The sequence below is a fragment of the Bacillus sp. MMSF_3353 genome, assembly GCF_030733445.1.
In the GTDB taxonomy this organism is placed as follows: Bacteria; Bacillota; Bacilli; order Bacillales; family Bacillaceae_G; genus Bacillus_A; species Bacillus_A wiedmannii.
The window spans coordinates 109305-131586 of sequence record NZ_JASHJA010000008.1 but is presented as its reverse complement, the minus strand read 5'-3'; the positions used below and the strand labels follow the sequence as shown (position 1 = coordinate 131586).

The following is a 22282-nucleotide window of genomic DNA, read 5'->3' as shown; positions in this document are numbered from 1 at the left end:
TGTGCTAAGCGTAATTAATTGTTGCATCATTGTGATTTTCCTAACCATTATTTTTTCTTCTTGCGGAATAATTCAATTGTTTTATAGCCTTGTGAAAGAATTTCAATCATTTTCTCAAGACGTTTGTCACGTGTTTTTTCTTGTTTTACAGAAAATAAATTACGCGCCCAATCTTTTTGATATCCAGGTGTTAAACTTTGATAAAATTTAAGTTCATTTGGATGATTAACTAATAATGCTTCAACATCTTTAATACGATCTGCATAATCGGCAACACATTGACTCATAGCAGGCGTTTTCTTCTCTTTTTTCTTTTCACGCTTTAAACCTACAACAGTAAAGACGTCGTCCATACTTACCATTCGTGCAAATTTAATATCACTCTGTCCTACATACCCATCTTCGCCAACGTTTAACGCTGGAAACATCTCATCACGGTGAATAAACGTACTGTAACGAGAATTACCTTTTTTCGGATATGCGAAGAATATGTAGCCTTTTTCAATTAGTAATTCTTCATTACTAATAATATAATTCGTTTGTTTCACCATTTCATCAAGTGTTTCTACAAAAATAAAAATGGCATCGTGTTCTTTTGAAAATGCAGTTTCTTTTCCTGTGAAAATGTCATAATCACTAGGTTCATTCATTACGACCATATTTGTATACTTATTAAGTTTCAATTTATCAATAATTGACATAAAAATCTTCCTTTACATTCAAAATTCATTGTACATACTGTTCTAGTGTATTATATCTATTAATAAAATCAAACTTTAATAGTTATTTTAAATTAAAGTTAATAAAATAGCCGATTCTGCGTAAGAACCGGCTAGCTATTCGTTTCATCTCAACTCAATAGCAAATAAAGTATTTAATAGCTCTCTATATTGATCTTCTGTAATTTCACATTTTATTTTTTCCCCATTAATCATTTCAGTAAAACTCGTATTCGTTAAAGAGACATGGCCATAGTCCGTTAATTTCACTGCAATTGGTCCCTTATTAAAAATAGATTTCTCATCTTCTATTACTCTTTTTTGAACATCGTTCACTACTGTCTCATCAATGATACGATTATAAAAGGCATGACAAACTTTCCACTCTCCGTTCGTATCTTTTCTTTCTAGAACGTAATTTCCTTTACTTGTGTCTCGTTTTCTCACTCGATACGAACCATTTTTAGAGGAAACAGGCTCTTCAGTAAAAGGTACAGGGATTAAAGGTACTAAGGAAGCAATACCTACATCAATTAAGTATCGTTCGTTAGCATACTTTAAAATAATCGTTATATGTCCATCTTCAAGTGCCCATGCATTGATTTCATTTTTATATACGGTTCCAAGTGCAAGTTGTACATCATAACCACAATCTTTTAAAAAGTAGTAAAAAAGAGTATTTAATTCATAACAAAGTCCGCCGCGAGATGTAGTTAAAATTTTATTCTGTAAATTTTCCATAGTAATTGTATTCGCATTGCGTGCTATAACATCTAAATTCTCAAATGGTATAGTGTGTGCAAATGCAAAGAGAATTGTATTTAATTCTTCAAACTTCACTTCAGTACGGTTTGTAAGATTCAATCTTGTAAACAGTTTGTATTGTAGACTTGTCATATTCAGCACCCCTTAACATTTATAAGTTAAAATAGTATATGCTGATTGTAAATTTGATGGGGTACTGAAACAATGTACATTTCGTTTAACTGTACCGGTACAAAAAGTCTAATTCACAAGATTACTTAAGAAAAGAAGCTACAAATACAAATGTAATAGTTTATCTATAGGTAAATTATTATGATCGCTTATATCAACAAAATATTGAAGTTGCCACATTTGGCTCTTTTTAGCTTGGTTGCTAACAGGGGTATCCCAAATTGGATAAACTCTCATAGCCATCTTCCCTTTTTGACTTTGCGTTTTTAATATTTTTTCTTTAAGAAGAATTTCTTTAGGGAAAATAAATTGTCCTAGTTGATTATCATCTATACAAGTGATAACTAATAAGTCAGGAGCAGCGTCATAAGAAAATGCTTGATTATGCATATTGTCATCTTTCTCCCAAAAAGAAACAAATTGACCAATTTTATTAGGCGTAATTTTTGATACTCTAAAACGGATAGTTTTGTTATTTAAGTGAAATAAACATCCTACATATTCTGCGTTTTGCTTTTCTTCTTTTAGATTCGTAATCATTAAATTGTTAGGTTTGTAAACTAAATTGTTTAAATTTCGGATTGTATCATTAAAATTGTACAAGAAAACTCCCCCTTTATTCATCTCTTAGTTTACCACAAACATCAGTTCTTATATGTTGTGAATAATAAGCGACGTGAAAAAGAGGGAGATTTTACTATGGTATTATTAATGCTTCAATGTACTTAGTTTTTCAATTGCTTGTTGTTCAGTTGCTAAGTAAAAAATGTCTTTCCCTTTATTACATTCATAAATAAAATCCTTGAAGCTTTTACTCGTATACATAGAGAAATCTCCAATAATAGCAACCTTTACTCTGTAATTTATAAACTTTTGAAGGATATCACCAGCAAGGCGTGTTTTTAAGTCAAAGAAACTTTCAGTTATTAATGATTTGTCGATAATAATATGTTTAGCATCTACCTCATATTGAACTGTTGCCATAAGATCCAACGCAGTTTGAACATCGGATATTAGTACTTTATCATTTTTTATGACCGCAATATTTATTCCATCGATAACTAATTTCTTTATTTCCATAGTCCCACCCCTTTATAATTTACACAGTATGAGTAAAATTATTTTAAAAACTTCGTATTAACCATAGATTAAATTAGCTGCAACTATTAAAATCGCCACTATTTTTTATTGTAAATATCTATTTTTTATTACTAATACGGTCAATGAAATTAATGATAGTTTCTCTTTTTATATTTTTAAATATATATATGAAATTGCTTTTACTTGTTATAAAAATATTGTGGATTAACATAACTTAACAAACTATCCAAAGTGTTAATCTCGGCATATGGTTGTATTTGGGTAGTATTCTTGATTTTCTGAGGGTTAAACCACACACCTTTTATATTTGCATTTTGAGGACCAGCAATATCCTTTTCTAAGTCATCTCCAATAAATAATACATCTTCTGGTTGCACATTAAGCTTATTTAATGCTAGTTCGAATATACGTTTATCAGGTTTACTCAATCCTACTTCTTCAGAAATAATAATCGTATCAAAGTAATTGTTTAAATTCGTGTTAATTATTTTAGCTTTTTGTCTATGCGTTGAGCCGTTTGTTATAATTCCAATTTTAAAGTGACTCTTTATATGATTTAAGAAATGAATAGTATTTTGGTCTATCGAAAAACATTTAGGGAAATTTAAATTCCAAAAATCTTGGATATAATCGCCTGGCAATCTATATTTCGGCGCGAATTCATCAAATAATGATTCTAAAACTATCGTTTTATCACTAATGCCGTATTCCCTTTTATCGTATTCTTTGAATTTCTGTAACATATTGTTTTTGACTGTATCACTAACATCCTCATAACATTTTTCTAAAACTAATAAAAACAAGTTATCTACTGCCTTATCCCTATCAATTAACGTATCATCTAAATCAAACAGCATCGCTTTATAACCTATCAAATAATTTCACAACCTTTCTCACATGATTTAAATAATCCCTTGTTCGCACCTTAGGCCTTTACTAAATTAGCAAAAAAACTAAAAAGTTTGTGGCGTACGCTATAAAATTTCGCTGGCTTCTTTTATATTTAAATTCATCTCCCTTTCCCCTTCTAGTAAAGTATCGAAAGTATATTTTCAAACAGTTTAAAAAACTACATGCAATTTACATTATTATACATTAGTTTTTTGTAAATATTAATCGTTTAGCTTTTTATATAATAAGTTTTTTCAAGCACACAAATATTTCTCCATAAAAAAGGAATATGGGTAATAATACTTTTTTGTGGAGAATACACAATCTTGAAAATGGAGTTACTACGTTAAACGTCCTATGAAGTTTCCTACTGTATCTCCACATAAACTACAGATAGTACGGCTATAATGACTACCAGAGGTGATATTATGAAAAACTATCATATCCTCGTGGTTGAGGACGATCAAGAAATTCAGGAATTAATTAAACAATTTTTAATGACACAACAGTATACAGTGGTAGTTGCTTCAGATGGACTAGAGGGTATGACACAATTTAATAAGCAATCCTTTGATTTAGTGCTTCTAGATGTAATGATGCCCAATCTTAATGGATTTGAAGTTGCTAAAATGATTCGAAGTCAGTCAAACATACCAATTATTATGCTAACTGCGTTAGAAGAAGAGGAAGATCAAATGAAAGGGTTCGATCTTGGGATTGATGATTATATAACAAAACCCTTTTCGTTTCATGTTTTGATTAGACGAGTCGAAGCTGTACTTAGAAGAAGTTATGATAAAAATGTAAATAATTATTTGGTATTTAAAGAAGTGCGCATTGATGTTGATGCATATAGAGTATATGTAAATGATGTTGAAATTTTGTTAACGACAAAAGAGTTCGAAATTCTACAACTACTATTTCAAAATGAAAGAAAAGTACTTACAAGAGAAAATATCGTAGAAAAAGTTTGGGGATACGATTATTTTGGAGAAACACGAATAATAGATACACATATTAAAAATCTACGTAAAAAACTAGCTATCCCCTATATTAAAACAATAAAGGGGATTGGTTATAAAATTGATGAATAGAATTGTAAAAATCATGAAGATGAAGCAAATTACTTATAAACTCTTTATGACTACATCTCTCATTTTGTTATCCTTTGCAGTGTTGATTTATTTAACTTTATATTTCTTTCTCCCTACGTTTTATGAGCAATACAAAACAGATCAACTTCAAACAGGGATAAAAGAAATAATTGATAAATCCAAAGATCTTACGTTTCAAGATGCGATACCACTTTTTGATGAATACGCAAAAAAAAATAACGCGATGCTTTCGCTTCAAAATAAAGAAGGAATAATTATTTACTCGCCTTCATTTTCTTTTATTCAAAGTGGTACACAAACAACAGTAGTTACTAAAGCAGCAAGATTTGAGAATGCAGGTACCATTAGCAATTCATATAATGTTACGGAACCAATTCAATTCCAAGATGGTAGTTTAACGCTTGTAGTGTTCGCAACATTTCAACCGATTGATGAAGCTTCGCAAGTATTAGTGCGCTTTCTCCCCTATATTAGTATCATTGTGATCGTAATTGGTATAGGGAGTGCTTATTTCTATTCCAGGTTTATTACAAAGCCACTTATTTATATTAACGAGGGTGCACAAAATATGGCAAATTTAGATTTCTCCGAAAAAATTGAGGTTCGCTCTACAGATGAGTTAGGAGAATTATCTAATAGTTTGAATGACATGTCTATTAACTTACAACAAGCTATGTTTGATTTAAAAAAAGCAAATGAACAATTAAAAAATGATATTGAAAAAGAAAGAGAAATAGAAACAAAACGCAGAGAGTTTTTTGCGATTGTAGCACATGAATTAAAGTCCCCTCTTACTGTAATGAAAGGATACTTAGAAGGGATGATATACAATATTGGCCCTTATCAAAATCGTGATCAATATTTAAAGAAAAATCATCAAATTATTGAAAGTATGGAACAATTAGTTCGTGAAATTTTAAGTATGTCAAAGTTAGAACAACACACTTTTAAACTAAAAATAGAAGAAGTTAATCTTTCAAAGTTAATAGGTACAATCACAAAAGATCTCGAATTTTTCGCTTCTCAAAAAAGCATCCAAATAATAAAAGAAATTGACTCTGACCTTTCTGTTTATACAGATCGTGTTCTTTTTGAAAAAGCATGTAAAAATATTATCCATAATGCAGTTATGTATTCACCACATAATGAAAAAGTCTATATAAAGTTAAGTAAGGATTCTAAACAAGGTCAAATTAAAATGCAAATTATAAATACAGGTATCAATATTAAAGATGAAGATATACAACAAATTTTCAAACCATTTTATCGAATTGAAAAATCAAGGAATCGAAATACTGGCGGAAGTGGTTTGGGGCTATATATTGTTAAACAAATTCTTGAAACGCTAAATATAAAGTATTCTATAAAAAATATGGAACATAGTGTGCAATTTTGCATGAACATTCCTTTATCTAAACAACAAACAAACAAACTCCCCTCTTAGTAGGACGAGTTTGTTTGTTTTTGTAGCAAGTATAATCTTATTAGGAATCAATAAGGGGGACTTTTCGTTTTTTAAGCTCTTTATTTCTACCATCCAACTTTATTAAGTGGAGTTCAAAAAATGGAGTTTGCGATGCTTAAAAACAAAGTTAATAGATATGTTAAAAACCTTAATCATAAATGGAACAAATGTGTTACTTAGATTGTCTATTACGTATAAAAAAGGTATTCTTGGTAGTCCTCTCATTTTGTAATGCAAGAAATACAAGAGAAGTGCTATCCAGTGCATTTGTTAATTGTATAGGTATGTAAAATACTTATACAAAATCCATATATTCTTGAAAGAGGTTGAAAATGTATGATAGTTTCAAAGAAGGTTTTTCACATTGCACAATATAAAAAGATGCTACCTGTAGTATTACTTTCATGTGTAATGCTTATAAGCTGTTCCAATAGTAATATTCAATCCGAACCATCGAAACAAACCAAACAAGAAAATATAAGTAGGCATTCTTTTGTAAAGCTTGAAAAAGAATATGATGCTAAACTTGGTATTTATGCATTGGACACAGGTACGAATCAAACTGTTACTTATCGTTCAGATGAACGCTTTGCATACGCATCTACCCACAAAGTCCTTGCTGTTGGAGCACTGTTACAAAAGAAATCAATAGAAGATTTAGATCAAAAAATTAAGTATACCAGCAAAGATCTAGTGAACTACAATCCAATTACAGAAAAATATGTAGGAACAGGTATGACTCTGAAGGAGCTTGCAGATGCTTCCATTCGATATAGTGATAATACTGCACAAAATCTTATTCTTAAACAATTAGGTGGGCCAAGTGAATTCAAAAAATCACTAAGAGAAATAGGAGATTCTGTTACAAATCCTGAACGTTTTGAACCAGAATTAAATGAAGTGCAGCCAGATGACACTCGTGATACTAGTACCGCAATGGCATTAGCTACTAGTCTTCAAACTTATGCGCTAAGTGATATCCTTCCAATTGAGAAACGGAACTTTTTAATAGATTTGATGAAAAGAAATACTACGGGAGACAACTTAATCCGTGCTGGAGTTCCAGCAGGATGGGAAGTAGCCGATAAGACTGGCTCTGGGTCTTATGGAACAAGGAATGATATCGCAATTATTTGGCCACCAAATAAAAATCCAATTGTACTTGCGATACTTTCTAATCATGCTAAAGAGGATGCGAAATACGATGATAAACTTATTGCAGACGCAACTAAAATAGCGTTAAATGCTTTAAAAATAACGAATAAATAATTACTCCTACTTTACGGTACTTATATTTTGAAAGACATACACGTGTCTAAACGCTAAGAAGTATTAGTGAATTTATCCGAATTAATCAATATCGAATAATAAGTATCTCTTGGTAAAGGTTTACTATATTTTAAATGAGCAAATACTTTAGTATATATAGCTTTTGAGTAATCAAATTTTCGTTTTTTGAAATATAGTATACTGTATTGGAAAAGAGAACCATCCACTATATTTGTCGAATCACTTTTATTTTGTCTAATATTCGGTACTTAGTTTTCTCCAGACTGATATATTATACATACAACTATTCTAGAAAGGTGATGATGTTATGTATGAACAACAAAATAATAGGGATAGAGATCAAAAAATGGTGTTTTCTATGCACGGAGTTCCCTCAAATAAAATTAACATGAATCAATTACCTAAATGGATTAGAATTTTTGGCTATTGTGCGTTTGGTTGGATGATAGTATTTAGTTTAATTATGATTGTAGGTTTAATTCTGCAATAACTATACAAATACACAGTTAAACGGGACAGCATTTAGATTATATATCTAGGTAATGTCCCGTTTTTTATGTGTGATTATCCCATGATATAGGTAACCAATTATAATAAAAAGAACTGGTAGAATATCCTACAAGTTCTTTTTCAAGTATTGTTAAAAAGGAAACAACAAACTATTTTAACATTCAGTACAGGGAGACCATTTTGATTATGGCTTGATTTTATTATATATCAAGTATAAGCTTTTGAAATGGATGGTTTTTGAAAATTATGTGAATTAAAAAGCTAAGATATTTGTATTAGATTTGGTTTACGACCAACTTCTTCTTACTTAAATACACTGCACGATCAGATTTTTTAGCAACTTCCTGTGAATGCGTTACAACAATAATACATTTATTCTCTTTATGTGCAAGTTCTTGAAACAGTTCTATAATATCCATCGCTGTTTCTTCGTCGAGGTTTCCTGTCGGCTCATCTGCAATAAGTAAATCAACATTACAAGATAATGCTCGAGCAATTGCTACACGCTGTTGTTGCCCGCCACTTAGTTGCAAGACATTTCGTTTCGCTTCTACTTCTGTGAGTCCTACCTTCTCTAATAATTCTAATGCTCTTGCTTTTTTATTATGTACCTTCACACCTGTAATTTCCATTGCCGTTAGTACATTCTGAAGAGCAGTCATATAGGTAATCAAATTATACGATTGGAAAATTACGGATACATTTTGATTACGGTATCGATCCAAACCAATTTTTCGAATATCCTTGCCATTGTATAGTACATAACCGTTTTTAGGTATGTCCAGCCCACAACCTAAGCTAAGAGTTGTGGTTTTGCCAGATCCAGAGGGCCCTAAAATCGTGTAAAAATGCCCTTTTTGAAAAGAAAAATTAACATTATCTAGTATCGTTACTTTTTTCCCGTTACTTTCATAATAATAATCTAAGTTTTTAAATTGTAAAATCGTCTCCATATCGAGCCTCCTTATTCATCTTTTAAAAGAATTTGTTTTGGATTTAAGCGTAGAATAGATAATGCTGGAAGAAGCGTTGCTAATATAGCAATAGTTAGTCCAATCCCTCCCATTTTCCCTAAATCCTCTCCTGTTACACTTACATCAATTTTATCAATTGGATCTTCATTTTGGTTTTGTGGAGTACCACCAGCTCCAACCATCATTACACTACCATTTTGTGAATTGTCTTTTTCTTCGCTTGCAATAGCAATTTCACTCGAAAGTAAATTATCCCCGATATATTGAGAAACCTTAGCTCCTGTTGTTATGGATAATCCAAATGCTAAAATAGCGACACATACTACTTCTACTACGAACTGCGCCATCAGTTTCCATTTTTTCTCTCCAATAGATAACAGAATTCCCATTTCCTTACGACGTCCTTTAATTGATAGCATAATGATTAACCCTAATATAATCGCACCTGCAATTGAAACAATATAAATAATCATTTGAGAAGTCGAAGAAATATTTTCGATAGGACCAATCATTTGCTTGTACAATGAATCATGCGCATCTAATTTATAATAATTAAAATCAATATTAGATTTTTTTGCTTCTTTTTTAAATGCATCAATATATTGTGGATCATTCAAGAAATACACGACTTGAACACTACTTATACCTTGGTCTACTTCTAATTTTTTCATAGTTGAATGCGGTATATATAGTTTATTAGCTGGATCCATAATAGGAGGAGCCTGTTGACCCATTGCTTGCTCATTCGTTTCGTAAATACCGATAATTTCAATCTCGAGGGTTTCCTTCTTATCCCCTGATTGCACTTTTACTTTGTCTCCTACTTTCAAATTGTTTAATTCTGCTAATCGTTTTTCCATTAAAGCTACATTCTGATCTTTCATCTGTTCTGTAATTGGTTTCCCATCAATGATTTTACTTTTTCCGTTTTTAAAGCTTTCTTGTAATGCAGTCTTGCGAACTCCCTCAATTATAAAAGAAGCATTCATATCTATTTCTGTACCGGAACTTGAACCACCTCGTACAGCCACCATCCCCGCTTTACCTTTCCCTTCGTCTTCTCTATCTGAAGCTCCTACTTGTTTAAGTCCATCAGAAATTCCAAAAGTGTTGCCTATGTAATTATAGTCTTTTACATATTTTGACTCCGCTAATTGATCTGCTTCTTTTGTGTTAAGCTTCGGCAGATTAGGCATTTCTCCAGTTTCACGAGCTTATTGACCTAATTTGTCAAAATCAAGACCTAAAGTAACATCTGCGCCCAGTTTTTTTCTTGCAGCATCCGCTGCTTTTTTTGATGCATTTTGGATTGTGAACCCTGAAAGAACCAAATTTGTAACAATCAGAAATACTGCCATCAAAATTAATGATGTTCCTATCCTTTTTTTCATACTGAGAATTGCGCGTTTCATAAAATTCATTTTCTCTTACCTCCTTGATAACTTGTATTCTATATATGTTATCTAGAGTCTATATGGAGCTAATCGGTAGTTTATCTAGAGATATAAGGAGTTTATGTGTAGTTAGTTAAAGTCCAATTGCAAAGTTTTGTATCATCAATACTGATGAGGAAATTGTGAAAGCATATTGCGGAGAGAATGCAATTAAACATGTAGCTGGAAATAAAGATGGTTCAGCGGATGAACTTCATACAGTTATTAAAGAGGCTACTAATAAAGTAAGACATAACTCTTATACAATTCCAAAATTAATCAACCTTCATTTAAGGAATACAAATGTATGAATTCTTACCGAGTATGAATTCGAACAGGTATCATTTGCAATATGTCATTAAAATAAAAAAGATCATCACTTGGTTTAGTTAGAAAACTAAGTGTACATAAATACAACGACATGAAAACACTTTGTTCCTAAATCCACTACTTGTATTATTGGTTGCGTGAAACTCCTTCTTGAGAAAGGTTATTATTTCTGAATATTCTGTTGACTGTTATAACATATCCAATTTACAATTTAATTATGGTGTTCTTTCACAATTAAACTACTTAGAATACACTTCATTTATTTGAAAATAATTACAAATAGAGGTGCTCAAATGAAAAATAGAGTAAATCCAGAATTATTACAAGGGTTAGAGATGTTTCCAGATCTCGATTTACGCCCGGAAAACTTGCAATCAATTAGAGAAGGAATAGCTCAAATGAGACCACCTACCGTTGTTGATGACTCCCTTTCGTTAACAGATGAAGTCATTGTTGGACCAGATGCTAATCCTTTACCATTAAGAATTTATCGTCCAAAATCAAATCATAAATCTTTACCTGTCTTATTATGGATACATGGTGGTGGTTATATCTTAGGTTCTATAGATGATAACGATGATACTTGTATGAGGTTTGCAAAAGAAGCTCGCTGTGTGGTCGTATCTGTAGACTATCGCTTAGCTCCTGAACATCCTTACCCAGCACCAATTGAAGATTGTTATGCAGCTTTAAAATGGATTGCTGATAATGCAGAGTTGTTAAACATTGATTCGAATCGAATTGGGGTTGCAGGAGTAAGCGCTGGAGGTGGACTAACAGCAGCATTATCATTATTAGCCCGAGATCGAAAATACCCTTCGATTTGTTTACAAATGCCACTCTATCCAATGATTGATGACCGAAATAATACACCTTCGGCCAATGAAATTAAAGAGGGATTTGTTTGGAATCAAAAGGCAAATGAAGCTGGTTGGAAAATGTATTTAGGAGAAATGTATGGAACGGATCAAATCCCTGCCTATGCAGCACCTTCTCGAGCTGAGGATTATAGTGGCTTACCATATACCTACACATTTGTTGGTCAATTGGATCCATTCCGCAGTGAAACATTAACCTATGTAAGCAATCTAGCGCAAGCTGGTGTTGATGTCGAATTTCATTTATATCCAAATGCCTATCACTGGTTTGAAGGATTGAATCCAAATGCCGAGGTATCTATTTACGCTGTGAACGAAATAGTACAAGCAATAAAAACTGGTTTCAAAAGAGTATCTAAAGTTGAAGCTTAATCCCTTTACAAGAGAAACATTCATGAATAGTTTGCATTGGTGAGTATTTATTTAAATATAATAGCCGATTTTTTTAAATCGGCTATTATTACGTAAAACTTACCTAATATATCAAGTCTGAGAAACAGATATAAGATGTTTAGACGAAGTGTTTATTTCCTCTGCCACTGCTTTTATGCTCATCATGATTTGAAGCATTTCTTCTATTGTTGTCCTTGGATTGATAGAGCAAAGTCGAATTACTACTTTTTCTTTCAATCTAGTCGTACTTAGCATAGAAAATCCTCTTTGATTAATTTCTTCCACCAGTTTTTTGTTTATTTCATGAATTGTATCTGTAGACGTTAGACCACAAGGAATGTAACGAAAAGTAACAATCCCTAATTGAGCAGGTGTTACTACTTCCCAATCTTTTTCTTTCCTTAAAAACTCTTCAACTTGTTCAGCCAACATAATACCATGATCTATTGCCTCACGAAAAGCTGTGATTCCAAATGCTTTAAAAGAAAGCCATACCTTTAATGCTCTAAATCTACGAGAAAGTTCAATTCCGCGCTCCCCAAAATTCACTTTTTCTTCTAAATTAGTTTCCGTATCCTTAATATACTCTGGGATCATACGGAACGTTTTACTTAAATATTGGCTATTTCGAATGAGTACACAACCAACATCATAAGGCTGAAAAAGCCATTTATGCGGGTCTAACGTCAAAGAATCAGCACGATGAATTCCTCTTAACAACTCCCTTCCTTTTTCACTGAGAATTGCTGCAGCCCCATAAGCCCCATCCACGTGTAGCCATACATCTTCATCACCACATAGATCAGCCAATTCATCGAGAGAGTCCACCGCTCCGCAATTCGTTGTCCCTGCATTGGCAATAACACAGAATGGTTTTTTCCCTTTTAATCGATCTTCTTTTATTTGCTTTTTTAAAGTACTAACTGAAATTCTTAGCTCTTCATCTGTTTCAATTCGGCAAATTTGATGATGTTTAAACCCTAATACTTTAAGTGCTCGATCTACAGAAAAATGAGTTTGGTTAGAGAAATACACAACCGCATTTTCTATGTCATTATTCAACTTGACCTGTCTCGCTACAGTAAGTGCAGTCAAATTAGCCATGGAACCGCCACTGACAAATAGTCCTTCTGCTGAATCAGGGAATCCTAGCATTGATTTTAACCAGTTGATTGTCGTTAATTCAATTTGTTCAGCACCTGCACCTACTATCCAAGCTGTAGGAAATACATTAAATCCACTTGCTAAAAAATCTGCTACTACACCAACATAATTATTAGGACCGGGCACAAAAGCCATAAAATGAGGATGATCCACATGAGTAATTTGATTAAACACATTGTTATTAAGGAAATGAAGTAACTCTTTTGGATTGGATCCGTTTTCCGGAATCGTTTCAATTAGCTTGTCTCTAAAAATATTACTATCAATCGTTTCCGAAACTGGTTTACTTTTTAAATGATTCATATGATCAACAATTAAGTCAACCGCTTGATATCCTAACTGACGCATCTCTTCAGCTGATAACTGCAGGTTTTTTGTCATTTGGTTTACCCCTATTCTATTTAAAAAGGCGAGTTCTTTCTCGCCTTTTTATTTTTTATAATTTGTATTCACCGATTGCCTGTATTGGATTTTGAAGAATCATGTTGATTAACTGATGGATGTGATTCAATATTTCTTGTATTGTCGCTGCTTCATATACGGTTTGATTATATCCAAACTTTATTGTAAGTGTCTCTTCAGGGAAGCACATAATTCCATACTTTACATGCGGCTCATCAACAACTTCGTAATCTGTGATAGCAAAATTTCTGTTTTCATTTGAAGAGAAGATAGCTTGGTTAGTTGGATAGTTTTCAAAAACCCAAAGATGGTCAGTCAACTCGGTTTTTAATTCACTTTGCTTTTGTATATCAACAAATGAATAATATGCATACTCATTACACTTCAATGTTTCTAGTTGTACTTTTTGCAGGAAATCTACAAAAGTTTGCGTTTCTGTCCATGCTAGTCGGATAGGCAAAACATTTGTGAACAGACCAAACATATTTTCAATTCCTTCTACTTCGGGAGGTCTGATTGATACGAGATTAGGTAATACTATTTCTCTTGTTCCATTGTATTTGCCAAGCAATATTCCCCATACAGCTAGTAATGCCGTATTCATAGTTATATTGTTTTTTGTTACAAATGCCTGTAACTGACTAGTCAAATCCTTATTTAATGTTAAATCCATAAATGTGAAGTTTAACCCTTCACTTTGAGTTATTACTTTCTTTTTAGGAATACTAATTTTCCGATTGTACCCTGATAAATAATCGCGCCAAAAATGACGTGCTCTCTCATGATCTTGTGCTACAGTCCAATTTATGAATGTTTCAAAAGGTTTTACAATAGGTAAATCCGCCATAGTTCCGGCATTTTTTGTTTCATAGAGTTGGAATAATTCGTCTATTAAAATGCTGACGCTCCAACCATCACATAACAGATGATGGGAACTCCAAACCACCTTATGCTCCTTATTACCTAGTTGGAATATACAGAGACGGTTCATGAGTTCATCATTTTTAAATCCTCGACTTAAATTTTCATTCATCCAATGGTCTAGGAATTGTTGCTGTTCTTGTTTCGTCATATCAACCAATTTTTTTATCTCTGAAATCATTTGAACATCATGTAGAACAGCTTGCCAAGGTTGTGCTTGTTCATCTTGCACAATTATTGTTCTTAAAGAATCATGACGATTAATTAATTGTTGGAAACACTGAATAAAGAGATCAATATCCAGTTCCCCCTCAAGTGACCAAATTATTTGTTCAAAATATGCATTTGTATCCGGTTCAGTCGCAGCATGTTCATAAATAACTTTCTGGAAAGGTACTAATGGGTAAATACGTTCTATATTTATATCCGGCATTTTTTCTTGTATTTTGGTAAGTATATGTTGATTAAGTTGTTTATCTTTAACATTTAGTAATGTAGCTTTATTATCGTTCATATTGTTTACATCATTTGTTTGTGAACTTGAAAGATGGTCTAGCTTTTTAACAAATTGAACCATGTCCCCTAATATAGGAAATGAAAATAGATTTTTTGGCTCTAGCTCAAATCCTTGTCTATATAGTCTGACGGACACTTGAATTGCTTTTATCGAATCTCCACCTAAGGCAAAGAAATGATCATTTACCCCAACTCGATCTACTTTGAGTACTTCTTGCCAAACACTAGTTAATATTTTTTCCATTTCAGTTTTTGGAGCAATAAATACTTCATTTTTTTGTTTCTCTGGAGTAGGGAGCGCTTTTCTATCTAATTTCCCGTTTGGAGTCAAGGGTAATTGTTCCAAATAAACAAAATAAGAAGGAATCATGTAATCCGGCAAGTGATCTCGCAAATACTTTCGTAGTTCTGTTGTACTAATATTTTGCTCATTTACCACATATGCAACTAAAAATTTTATTCCATTCTCATCTGTTTGATCAATTACAACAGCATGTTCGATTTGTTTGTAAGTTAGAAGACAATGGGCAATTTCTTCTAACTCTACTCGATATCCTTGAATTTTCACTTGATAATCTTGGCGGCCTAAAAATTCAATATATCCCTCAGGATGCATTTTTCCACAATCTCCTGTCTTGTATAAAAGACCAAAATCAGGATGTGATACAAATGCGGCATTCGTTTTCTGTTCGTCATTTAAATATCCTTTAGCAAGGCCCACTCCCCCGATATATAAATCCCCAATTACACCAACAGGGCACATTTTCTTTTCATAGTTCAACACATAATACGTTTGATTCGCCAAAGGCATCCCATATGGAATACTATTCCAATGTGATTCCACCTGTTTGACCGGATAATAAATTGACCAAATCGATGCTTCTGTTGCTCCTCCTAGTGAAACTACTTCTGCAATTGGAAAATGCCGTTTTATTTTTCCTGGCAAAGAAAGTGGAATCCAGTCTCCACTATGTAAAACTAAACGCAAAGAAGATTGTTCAAAATGAGAACCTACTTGATCCAATGCCAAATCCATGATTGCAGGCACTGTATTCCAAATTGTAATTCCTCTACGCTCGACGGTACGGATTAATTCTTGCATGTTTCTTGGATCACGAATCATTACCAACATTGCACCTGTGCTTAACGTTCCGAAAATATCGTATACAGATAGGTCAAAACAGATGGAAGAGATACCAATAATACGATCATCTTCATTTATCTGATATTTTTGATTAATGTCTTGAATGGTATTTGCAACCGCTTGATGAGTAATAATTACTCCTTTTGGTTTCCCTGTACTTCCTGAAGTGTATATGATATAGGCAAGATCTTCTGGACCAGCAATAGCGGGCATATCTTCTGTTGTATATAATGACAAATGTTTTTCTTCATAAAGACTAGGTTCTAATAAAAGTTTGCATGAGCTATTTTTTAAAATATATGTTTGGCGATCTAAAGGATGATCGGGATCAATCGGAACATAAGCGGCACCTGCTTTTAAAATACCTATCATATTAGCAATTGTGTCAACTTGTCTTTTTGCTAAAAGACCCACTTTGTCACCTAGACCAATGTCTTGCTCTTTTAAGAAATGCGCAATTTGATTGGAGCGTTTATGAAGTTCCGAGTATGTTAACCATTCTTGCTCAAATACCACTGCTACTTCATCCGGTGTACGTTTTACTTGGTCTGTAAATAATTGATACAGAGTAGTTAAAGGTATTTTTTCAGTTGTTTTATTATATTGCTCAATTAAAGTTTGATCCGATTCTTTCATCTGCAAAGATGTTACGTCGCTTTGTTTCACTAATTGTTCCAATAAGTCAACAAATTGGGAAAACATTGCTTCTATTACATCACCATCAAACAACTCTTCAACATAGTTCCAGCTAATTAATAACTCTCCATTTTTTTCAATTACTACATTATCCAAATACACTTGTGGAGTCCGAGCATGAATATGGCGAAGAGAACCAAGCTGTTCCCAAGCAAACGAACCCGCACCTGCTAGCATCGAGGTGAAAACAATTGGCATAACTGCTTTTGGCGTCATTTGGTGGTATCGAGTAAAATCTCGAATAAAGTTAACTCCATCGTAATGACGATGTTCAAGGCCATCCAATAAAGTAGATTGCGTTTCTTTTACTCTAGTAAAGAAAGATTGCTCTGGTTTTACATCAACATCCAACAAAATAAGCGATGTGAAATCTCCCACAATCTGTTCTACTTCTTCATGAACAGGATAACGGTTAAATACAGTCAAATTAATTGCAAATTTACGTTGATTACTCCAATATGCCAACACATCACCATATATTGTACAAAGCAGAGCGGAAGGAGTTACTTCTTTCTCTTGTGCTAACTTTCGTAGCTTTGTCCACTTTTCATTGTCCAGGATCTTAGTAAGTGATTGGAATTTAGGAGTAGCAATCTCTGCTGGATCCTTTTTTAACAGCAAAGAAGGTGCAAATGGAAAGTCAGGAAGCTTACTTGTCCAATAATCTTTTGCTGTTTTATATTCTTCACTTTGTTCCATTTCATCATAGATAAACATGTAATCTTGAAAATCAAAAGATAGAGATTCTAATTTTTGATTTGGTTTATAATAATAATGCAACAAATCCTGTCCAACTATGTTCATGCTTGCTCCGTCCATTAATAAAGCATCGTATCGAAAACATAATAAATACGTGTCTTCTTTTAAAAGAAAGGCTTTTAATTCAAACAAAGGCCATTTCCCCAAAGGGAATACATGGTTAGTCATTCGAGAACGTTCTTCTTGTAAGCGAGCATTTTGATTCCTATCATCTAAATCTATGAGACTAACTATTTCAATCTCGTAATCAGGAACGCTTTGTAATATTTGCTGTTCTCCCTCTGGTAAAATTACAGCTCGCAACATTGGATGACGATGAATTACCTTTTGAAAACTTTTTGAAAGACGATTAATATCCAATTTTGTTTCATATTCAAAATATGTTTGAGGTGAAATACCACTTAATTCAAACTGTGAATTCCTCCCTAACATGTACGCTGTCTGAACCTCTGTTAATGGAAATGACTTAGACAAATCTTTAACATGAGTTGGTCTATTTTCAAAGTTTTCCCCTTTATGCTCTACCTCTACACAAGAACTAAGTTGAGCAATCGTAGGATGCTTAAAAAAATCTGTTGTACTTATTTTTAAGCAGTCTTTTCTTAATAAATTAATTACCTGAAGTGCTTTAATCGATTCTCCTTTTAAAGCAAAAAAATTATCATGAATACCGATTCCCTCAATCTCCATAACTTTTTCCCATGCATGCACCAATGTTTGTTCAATTTCATTGCGCGGTGCAACGTATGGAATTGATATATAATCCGTTTGTGTTATATCTAATAATCTTTTCCTATCTACTTTCCCATTTGGATTCAGCGGAATCTCTTCCACCTGAATCATTTTTTCAGGAATCATAAACTCAGGTAATTTATCACTTAAATATTTTCTGATTTCATCAAAAGAGACCTTATTATCGGATACATAGTACGCAGCTAATAATTTCCTATTTCCATATACTTGATCAACAACGATAGCTTGCTTTATTTGTGGATATTCCCTTAACTGGCTTTCGATTTCTCTTAATTCAATCCGATATCCCCGAATTTTTACTTGATGATCCATTCGACCTAGATATTCAAGTTCTCCATTAGGCAACCAACGAACGAGATCACCCGTATGATACATCATTTCTCCTGCAGTAAAAGGACTCGGTACAAATTTTTCATCTGTCAGTTTAGATTTCCCAAGATACCCTCGTGCTACCGCCACGCCACCAATACAGAGTTCACCCGGAATTCCAAATGGTTTTAATTGACCATACTTATTCAATATATAGGAATGATAATTCGGATTGGGACTTCCAATCGTAACTTCTTTGGCGGAGCTCAAATCCTTTACTGTTGCACAAATGGTTGTTTCTGTAGGACCATAAATATTTAAAATTGTCGCTTCACTGATGCATCGAATTTTTTCAACCAAATCAATGGAAAATGCTTCTCCTGCTAACAAAATAGATTTTAAATCTTTCAGAAAATTTACCCCTTCTGGATCACTTAAAATCACTTCCATTCGCGATGGCGTTGATTCCCATAAATCTACCTTATGTACTTTGACCAAATGAGCCAATTCTTTTGTTGCAAACTGGTCCTCTGTAGCAATGACTACTTTCGAGCCTTGTGTTAAAGGAAGACATATTTCTAACAAGGAAATATCAAAAGAAACACTAGCAAGAAACAAGAATGATTGATTATCTTTTACTTTTTCTCTCATTGCACTTAAAAAATGAACAAGAGATTTCTGTTCCACCATTACTCCTTTTGGATTTCCTGTTGATCCTGATGTGTAAATGACATAAGCTAAATCATTAGGATCGCCTTCCCGAATTAAATTACTTTCTTCACCTTGGAAGAGATGTTCCTCATCAAGATACAGCACTTCACCAGCAAATTGCGGTAACTCTACTTCCGTTCTCTTGCTCAATAAACATTTTGCTTGACTATCTTGTAACATATATTCAATTCGTTCATTTGGATAGTTAGGATCGATTGGTAAATATGCTGCACCTGCTTTAAAAATTCCCATCATGCCAATGATCATTTCTAATGACCGGTCTACCATAACCCCAATAATACTTTCCTTGGATACACCTTTACTTTGAAGAATAAAAGCCAATTGATTTGCTTTCTTATTCAATTCTTTATATGTTAAATATTGATCATTACAAACAACAGCGATTTGATCTGGGGTTTTTAACACTTGTTCTTCAAACAAATCTTGAAATGTTAGAGACAAGTCTATGTTTGTATGACTGTTATTCCATCCTTCTAACAACTCTTTCTCTTCTTCTGCAATAATACACGTATCTTTCACTGCCAAATTTGGATTTTTTAATACTTGCTTTAAAATATAAAGATACGAATTTGCAAACTGTTGCAAAGAAGAAAACGAATGAGATTTGAAAGAAATTTGAAATTCAAATTCATTATGTATTTCATTCCATTTTCTTTGTATCCAAACCGCTAAATTATTCTCTGCATATTCTTCTATCGAATTTTTATTATGTAACCCTTCCATCCCAATAATAATTTGAAAAGGAGTTAAAGGATGTTCCACTAATAATTCAGAGAGTGGATACCCCTGATTGTCATACCCGAATAAAGTCGTTTCTTCAATCTGATTCACTACTTGTTTAAAGCTATGATGCGGATGGATTTCACTTCCTAAAGGAATCAATTTATTAAGATTCTCGCTTTTTTCAAGATTTTTTTCGATTACAGGAATACCAATAGTAATTCTTTCTTGATCTGTATAGTGTGCCAAACAAATCCTTAACGCGGCCTGTAACCAGCTAAATAATAATAAATCTTGAGACTTACTTTCTTTTTGTATACTTTTACTCAACTCTACATTCATTATGATTTGAACGTGCTCACAAGGATTTTCTTTATTTAGTTGGTAATCACTATTAAATATAGAAAAATCAAGAACCTCGGAAGATAATTGCTCCTTCCAAAACGCTTCTACCCCTTTATTTCCATGAATAGAACTTCGATCTTTAATGTGCATGTTTATCTTTATCCCCCTAATATTCATTTCTTCTATTCGTTAATTTTCAGGCCAACTTCAAGCCCATGGAGAAATACTTGATGGTTATCCAAACATAAAAATTGCTGAATCTCTTCAAATTTCATATGACCAACTGAACAAACGCCTAAATTTAATGTCTCAGCAACCATATTTAAGGTAGCAGTGATAATGCCTGACTCAATACAAGCAAATAAATATCCATCTGAACCGTATTTCGGGATGGAAGCGTTCGCATTATAAACCAAATAAACTGAGAAAGCAGATTGAGTAAATAAATCCTGGTTAATTAACTCATGATCACTTTTGATTACTTGATCAATGTTGTTTACAATCACAAGACTATTTTTTGATGGGTTATAATAATAAAACCCAGCTTTTATACCTTCTATACGTTTTGGTTTTATATAAACAAAGATATCAATAGGGTAGAGTCCGCCTGCACTTGCGTAATGATAGTATATTTTTTCTTCCCTAACCTGTTTTAGAGTTGATATGAAATGGGAAAATTCTAAAAAATTAATATGTTTTTTCATATCAAATTGGCGACAAGACCTACGTTCCTTGATTATAGTGGGTAGCTCATTTGTTGTTTCAAGTTGAATTTCGGTTGATCGCGCAGCAACGTGCGTTCGATTAAATTGTTCACGCATATACGTATCTAACTCTTCTTTAGAAAAGCGAATCTGGTTGCTATATGGATTCGGAAAAATCTTTTCTTGTGTGGAAAATACTTCTCTTGGGTGTAATATGTTACTTACTAACACACGATTTTTTATCATAAGCTCTATTGTTTTTTGTGTCTCTTCTATATTTCCTAAAGAAAAGCGCTCTACTAGTTTACTAATTTTTACACCTTTTTGAGCCATAAAATAAAACTCAGGAAACCACTCAGACAGAATGCCTGTAAATCTCATTTCCCCTATCAAAACTTCATTATGCAACTTTTCCCAATGCTTAATAGGAGACCAGTAATAAATTTTCTCGTTCATATAACCCTCCATAAACTTTTAACTTATTTTTGAAATGCAATTTTCTAATCTACAAAAAATATTTTTTAGATTCTGATCCTTGTCTCATAGTGATTATAAATACATGCACTTCAACGAAACTTGAAAATAATGAAATAACTTTTTCTTCATTAATTTTTTTTATTTCATCATAAAAAGTGTTTTTTTATTAGATATTTCACATCCTTTCCCATAGTAATCCTATAAGGTATAAACCATTTAGAATGTTAAGAACATTGACGCATTTGCAATGTGAAATTATTGTAATGGATTGGAAAGCAGATGGGTATAGATATTAAACATATTAATATTGAGAAAGTTTTATTTGTTATATCGATAAAATTTTCTCGTGATATTTATTACATATAGATTAAGAAAAAATTTTAAAATTTTTCTTTTGAAGTTAGTTTAAAAATGTAACGTACTATTACATACAAGTGAGTTACTAACATATCGTATTTAAAAAAGAGAAAAGACACCATTTAAGGTGTCTTTTCTCTTTTTTATGCCATATACTTTTTAAGCCTTTTTTATCTTTAAACAATTTGTAGAAATTAATACAACTCGAACATCTAGCCCGTTATATGTTCGAATATGTAATAAAAATT

At 32.6% G+C, this 22282-nt stretch carries 15 protein-coding genes and 1 pseudogene; 6 read left to right on the top strand and 10 right to left on the bottom strand.

Features of this window, described 5'->3' with window-relative positions; all coding sequences use genetic code 11:
• Nucleotides 1-47: 47 nt before the first annotated feature.
• The 5 genes from RBB48_RS18490 to RBB48_RS18470 form a co-directional block, all read right to left on the bottom strand.
• Nucleotides 48-701, bottom strand: a complete 654-nt coding sequence (locus tag RBB48_RS18490; protein WP_088063640.1) for a YdeI/OmpD-associated family protein — start codon at nucleotides 699-701, stop codon at nucleotides 48-50.
• Nucleotides 702-845: 144 nt separating this feature from the next.
• Nucleotides 846-1616 carry an arylamine N-acetyltransferase family protein gene (locus tag RBB48_RS18485; protein WP_088609376.1) on the bottom strand — a complete coding sequence of 257 codons (771 nt, stop codon included), beginning with the start codon at nucleotides 1614-1616 and terminating at the stop codon, nucleotides 846-848.
• 138 nt (nucleotides 1617-1754) lie between these two features.
• The gene (locus RBB48_RS18480) at nucleotides 1755-2258 is read right to left on the bottom strand and encodes a MepB family protein (protein WP_141555565.1); all 504 of its coding nucleotides are present in this window, start codon (nucleotides 2256-2258) and stop codon (nucleotides 1755-1757) included.
• Between the two features lie 105 nt (nucleotides 2259-2363).
• A complete protein-coding gene (locus RBB48_RS18475; RefSeq protein WP_088609378.1) occupies nucleotides 2364-2735 on the bottom strand; it encodes a DUF4180 domain-containing protein in 372 nt (123 codons plus the stop codon).
• A 200-nt stretch (nucleotides 2736-2935) separates the two neighbouring features.
• The gene (locus RBB48_RS18470; protein WP_189339445.1) at nucleotides 2936-3628 is read right to left on the bottom strand and encodes an HAD family hydrolase; all 693 of its coding nucleotides are present in this window, start codon (nucleotides 3626-3628) and stop codon (nucleotides 2936-2938) included.
• 447 nt (nucleotides 3629-4075) lie between these two features.
• Between RBB48_RS18470 and RBB48_RS18465 the strand changes: the two genes are divergently transcribed.
• The 4 genes from RBB48_RS18465 to RBB48_RS18450 all read left to right on the top strand — a co-directional run bounded on the left by RBB48_RS18465 (nucleotide 4076) and on the right by RBB48_RS18450 (nucleotide 8007).
• Complete coding sequence (locus RBB48_RS18465) at nucleotides 4076-4741, top strand: response regulator transcription factor (RefSeq protein WP_000800743.1); 666 nt, start codon at nucleotides 4076-4078, stop codon at nucleotides 4739-4741.
• Complete coding sequence (locus RBB48_RS18460) at nucleotides 4734-6206, top strand: sensor histidine kinase (RefSeq protein WP_088609380.1); 1473 nt, start codon at nucleotides 4734-4736, stop codon at nucleotides 6204-6206. The genes RBB48_RS18465 and RBB48_RS18460 overlap by 8 nt, the downstream gene beginning before the upstream one ends.
• Nucleotides 6207-6563: 357 nt before the next feature.
• Complete coding sequence (gene bla / locus RBB48_RS18455) at nucleotides 6564-7496, top strand: class A beta-lactamase (protein ID WP_088609381.1); 933 nt, start codon at nucleotides 6564-6566, stop codon at nucleotides 7494-7496.
• A 328-nt stretch (nucleotides 7497-7824) separates the two neighbouring features.
• Nucleotides 7825-8007, top strand: coding sequence for a hypothetical protein (locus RBB48_RS18450; protein ID WP_060486771.1), 183 nt, complete (start codon nucleotides 7825-7827; stop codon nucleotides 8005-8007).
• Between the two features lie 295 nt (nucleotides 8008-8302).
• On the opposite strand, the gene RBB48_RS18445 is transcribed toward RBB48_RS18450, so the two are convergent.
• Both RBB48_RS18445 and RBB48_RS18440 read right to left on the bottom strand, forming a co-directional pair.
• Complete coding sequence (locus RBB48_RS18445; RefSeq protein ID WP_306007960.1) at nucleotides 8303-8980, bottom strand: ABC transporter ATP-binding protein; 678 nt, start codon at nucleotides 8978-8980, stop codon at nucleotides 8303-8305.
• An 11-nt stretch (nucleotides 8981-8991) separates the two neighbouring features.
• Nucleotides 8992-10422, bottom strand: a pseudogene (locus RBB48_RS18440) (ABC transporter permease).
• A 155-nt stretch (nucleotides 10423-10577) separates the two neighbouring features.
• On the opposite strand from RBB48_RS18440, the gene RBB48_RS18435 reads away from it, so the two are divergent.
• Together RBB48_RS18435 and RBB48_RS18430 are read left to right on the top strand one after the other, a co-directional pair.
• On the top strand, nucleotides 10578-10745 hold the full coding sequence (locus tag RBB48_RS18435) for a hypothetical protein (RefSeq protein WP_162862808.1): 168 nt from the start codon (nucleotides 10578-10580) through the stop codon (nucleotides 10743-10745).
• A 312-nt stretch (nucleotides 10746-11057) separates the two neighbouring features.
• The gene (locus RBB48_RS18430) at nucleotides 11058-12014 is read left to right on the top strand and encodes an alpha/beta hydrolase (protein WP_097857633.1); all 957 of its coding nucleotides are present in this window, start codon (nucleotides 11058-11060) and stop codon (nucleotides 12012-12014) included.
• A 111-nt stretch (nucleotides 12015-12125) separates the two neighbouring features.
• Here RBB48_RS18430 and RBB48_RS18425 read toward each other — a convergent pair whose 3' ends face one another.
• The 3 genes from RBB48_RS18425 to RBB48_RS18415 are packed head-to-tail and all read right to left on the bottom strand — an operon-like array spanning nucleotide 12126 to nucleotide 21656.
• Nucleotides 12126-13580 (bottom strand): pyridoxal phosphate-dependent decarboxylase family protein, encoded by a 1455-nt coding sequence (locus tag RBB48_RS18425; RefSeq protein WP_262719965.1) that lies wholly within the window; start codon nucleotides 13578-13580, stop codon nucleotides 12126-12128.
• Nucleotides 13581-13635: 55 nt separating this feature from the next.
• On the bottom strand, nucleotides 13636-20646 hold the full coding sequence (locus RBB48_RS18420) for a non-ribosomal peptide synthetase (RefSeq protein ID WP_306007959.1): 7011 nt from the start codon (nucleotides 20644-20646) through the stop codon (nucleotides 13636-13638).
• A gap of 32 nt (nucleotides 20647-20678) precedes the next feature.
• Entirely contained in the window at nucleotides 20679-21656 is a 978-nt protein-coding gene (locus RBB48_RS18415) for a SagB/ThcOx family dehydrogenase (protein ID WP_061672242.1), read from the bottom strand.
• Between the last annotated feature and the right edge of the window lie 626 nt (nucleotides 21657-22282).

Bases quoted from the DNA above. Each gene is read 5' to 3' on its own strand.
- RBB48_RS18450 (WP_060486771.1), top strand. From the start codon at position 7,825: ATGTATGAACAACAAAATAATAGGGATAGAGATCAAAAAATGGTGTTT.
- RBB48_RS18490 (WP_088063640.1), bottom strand. From the start codon at position 701: ATGTCAATTATTGATAAATTGAAACTTAATAAGTATACAAATATGGTC.
- RBB48_RS18465 (WP_000800743.1), top strand. From the start codon at position 4,076: ATGAAAAACTATCATATCCTCGTGGTTGAGGACGATCAAGAAATTCAG.
- RBB48_RS18420 (WP_306007959.1), bottom strand. From the start codon at position 20,646: ATGCACATTAAAGATCGAAGTTCTATTCATGGAAATAAAGGGGTAGAA.
- RBB48_RS18415 (WP_061672242.1), bottom strand. From the start codon at position 21,656: ATGAACGAGAAAATTTATTACTGGTCTCCTATTAAGCATTGGGAAAAG.
- RBB48_RS18425 (WP_262719965.1), bottom strand. From the start codon at position 13,580: ATGACAAAAAACCTGCAGTTATCAGCTGAAGAGATGCGTCAGTTAGGA.
- RBB48_RS18445 (WP_306007960.1), bottom strand. From the start codon at position 8,980: ATGGAGACGATTTTACAATTTAAAAACTTAGATTATTATTATGAAAGT.
- RBB48_RS18485 (WP_088609376.1), bottom strand. From the start codon at position 1,616: ATGACAAGTCTACAATACAAACTGTTTACAAGATTGAATCTTACAAAC.
- RBB48_RS18430 (WP_097857633.1), top strand. From the start codon at position 11,058: ATGAAAAATAGAGTAAATCCAGAATTATTACAAGGGTTAGAGATGTTT.
- bla (WP_088609381.1), top strand. From the start codon at position 6,564: ATGATAGTTTCAAAGAAGGTTTTTCACATTGCACAATATAAAAAGATG.
- RBB48_RS18460 (WP_088609380.1), top strand. From the start codon at position 4,734: ATGAATAGAATTGTAAAAATCATGAAGATGAAGCAAATTACTTATAAA.
- RBB48_RS18475 (WP_088609378.1), bottom strand. From the start codon at position 2,735: ATGGAAATAAAGAAATTAGTTATCGATGGAATAAATATTGCGGTCATA.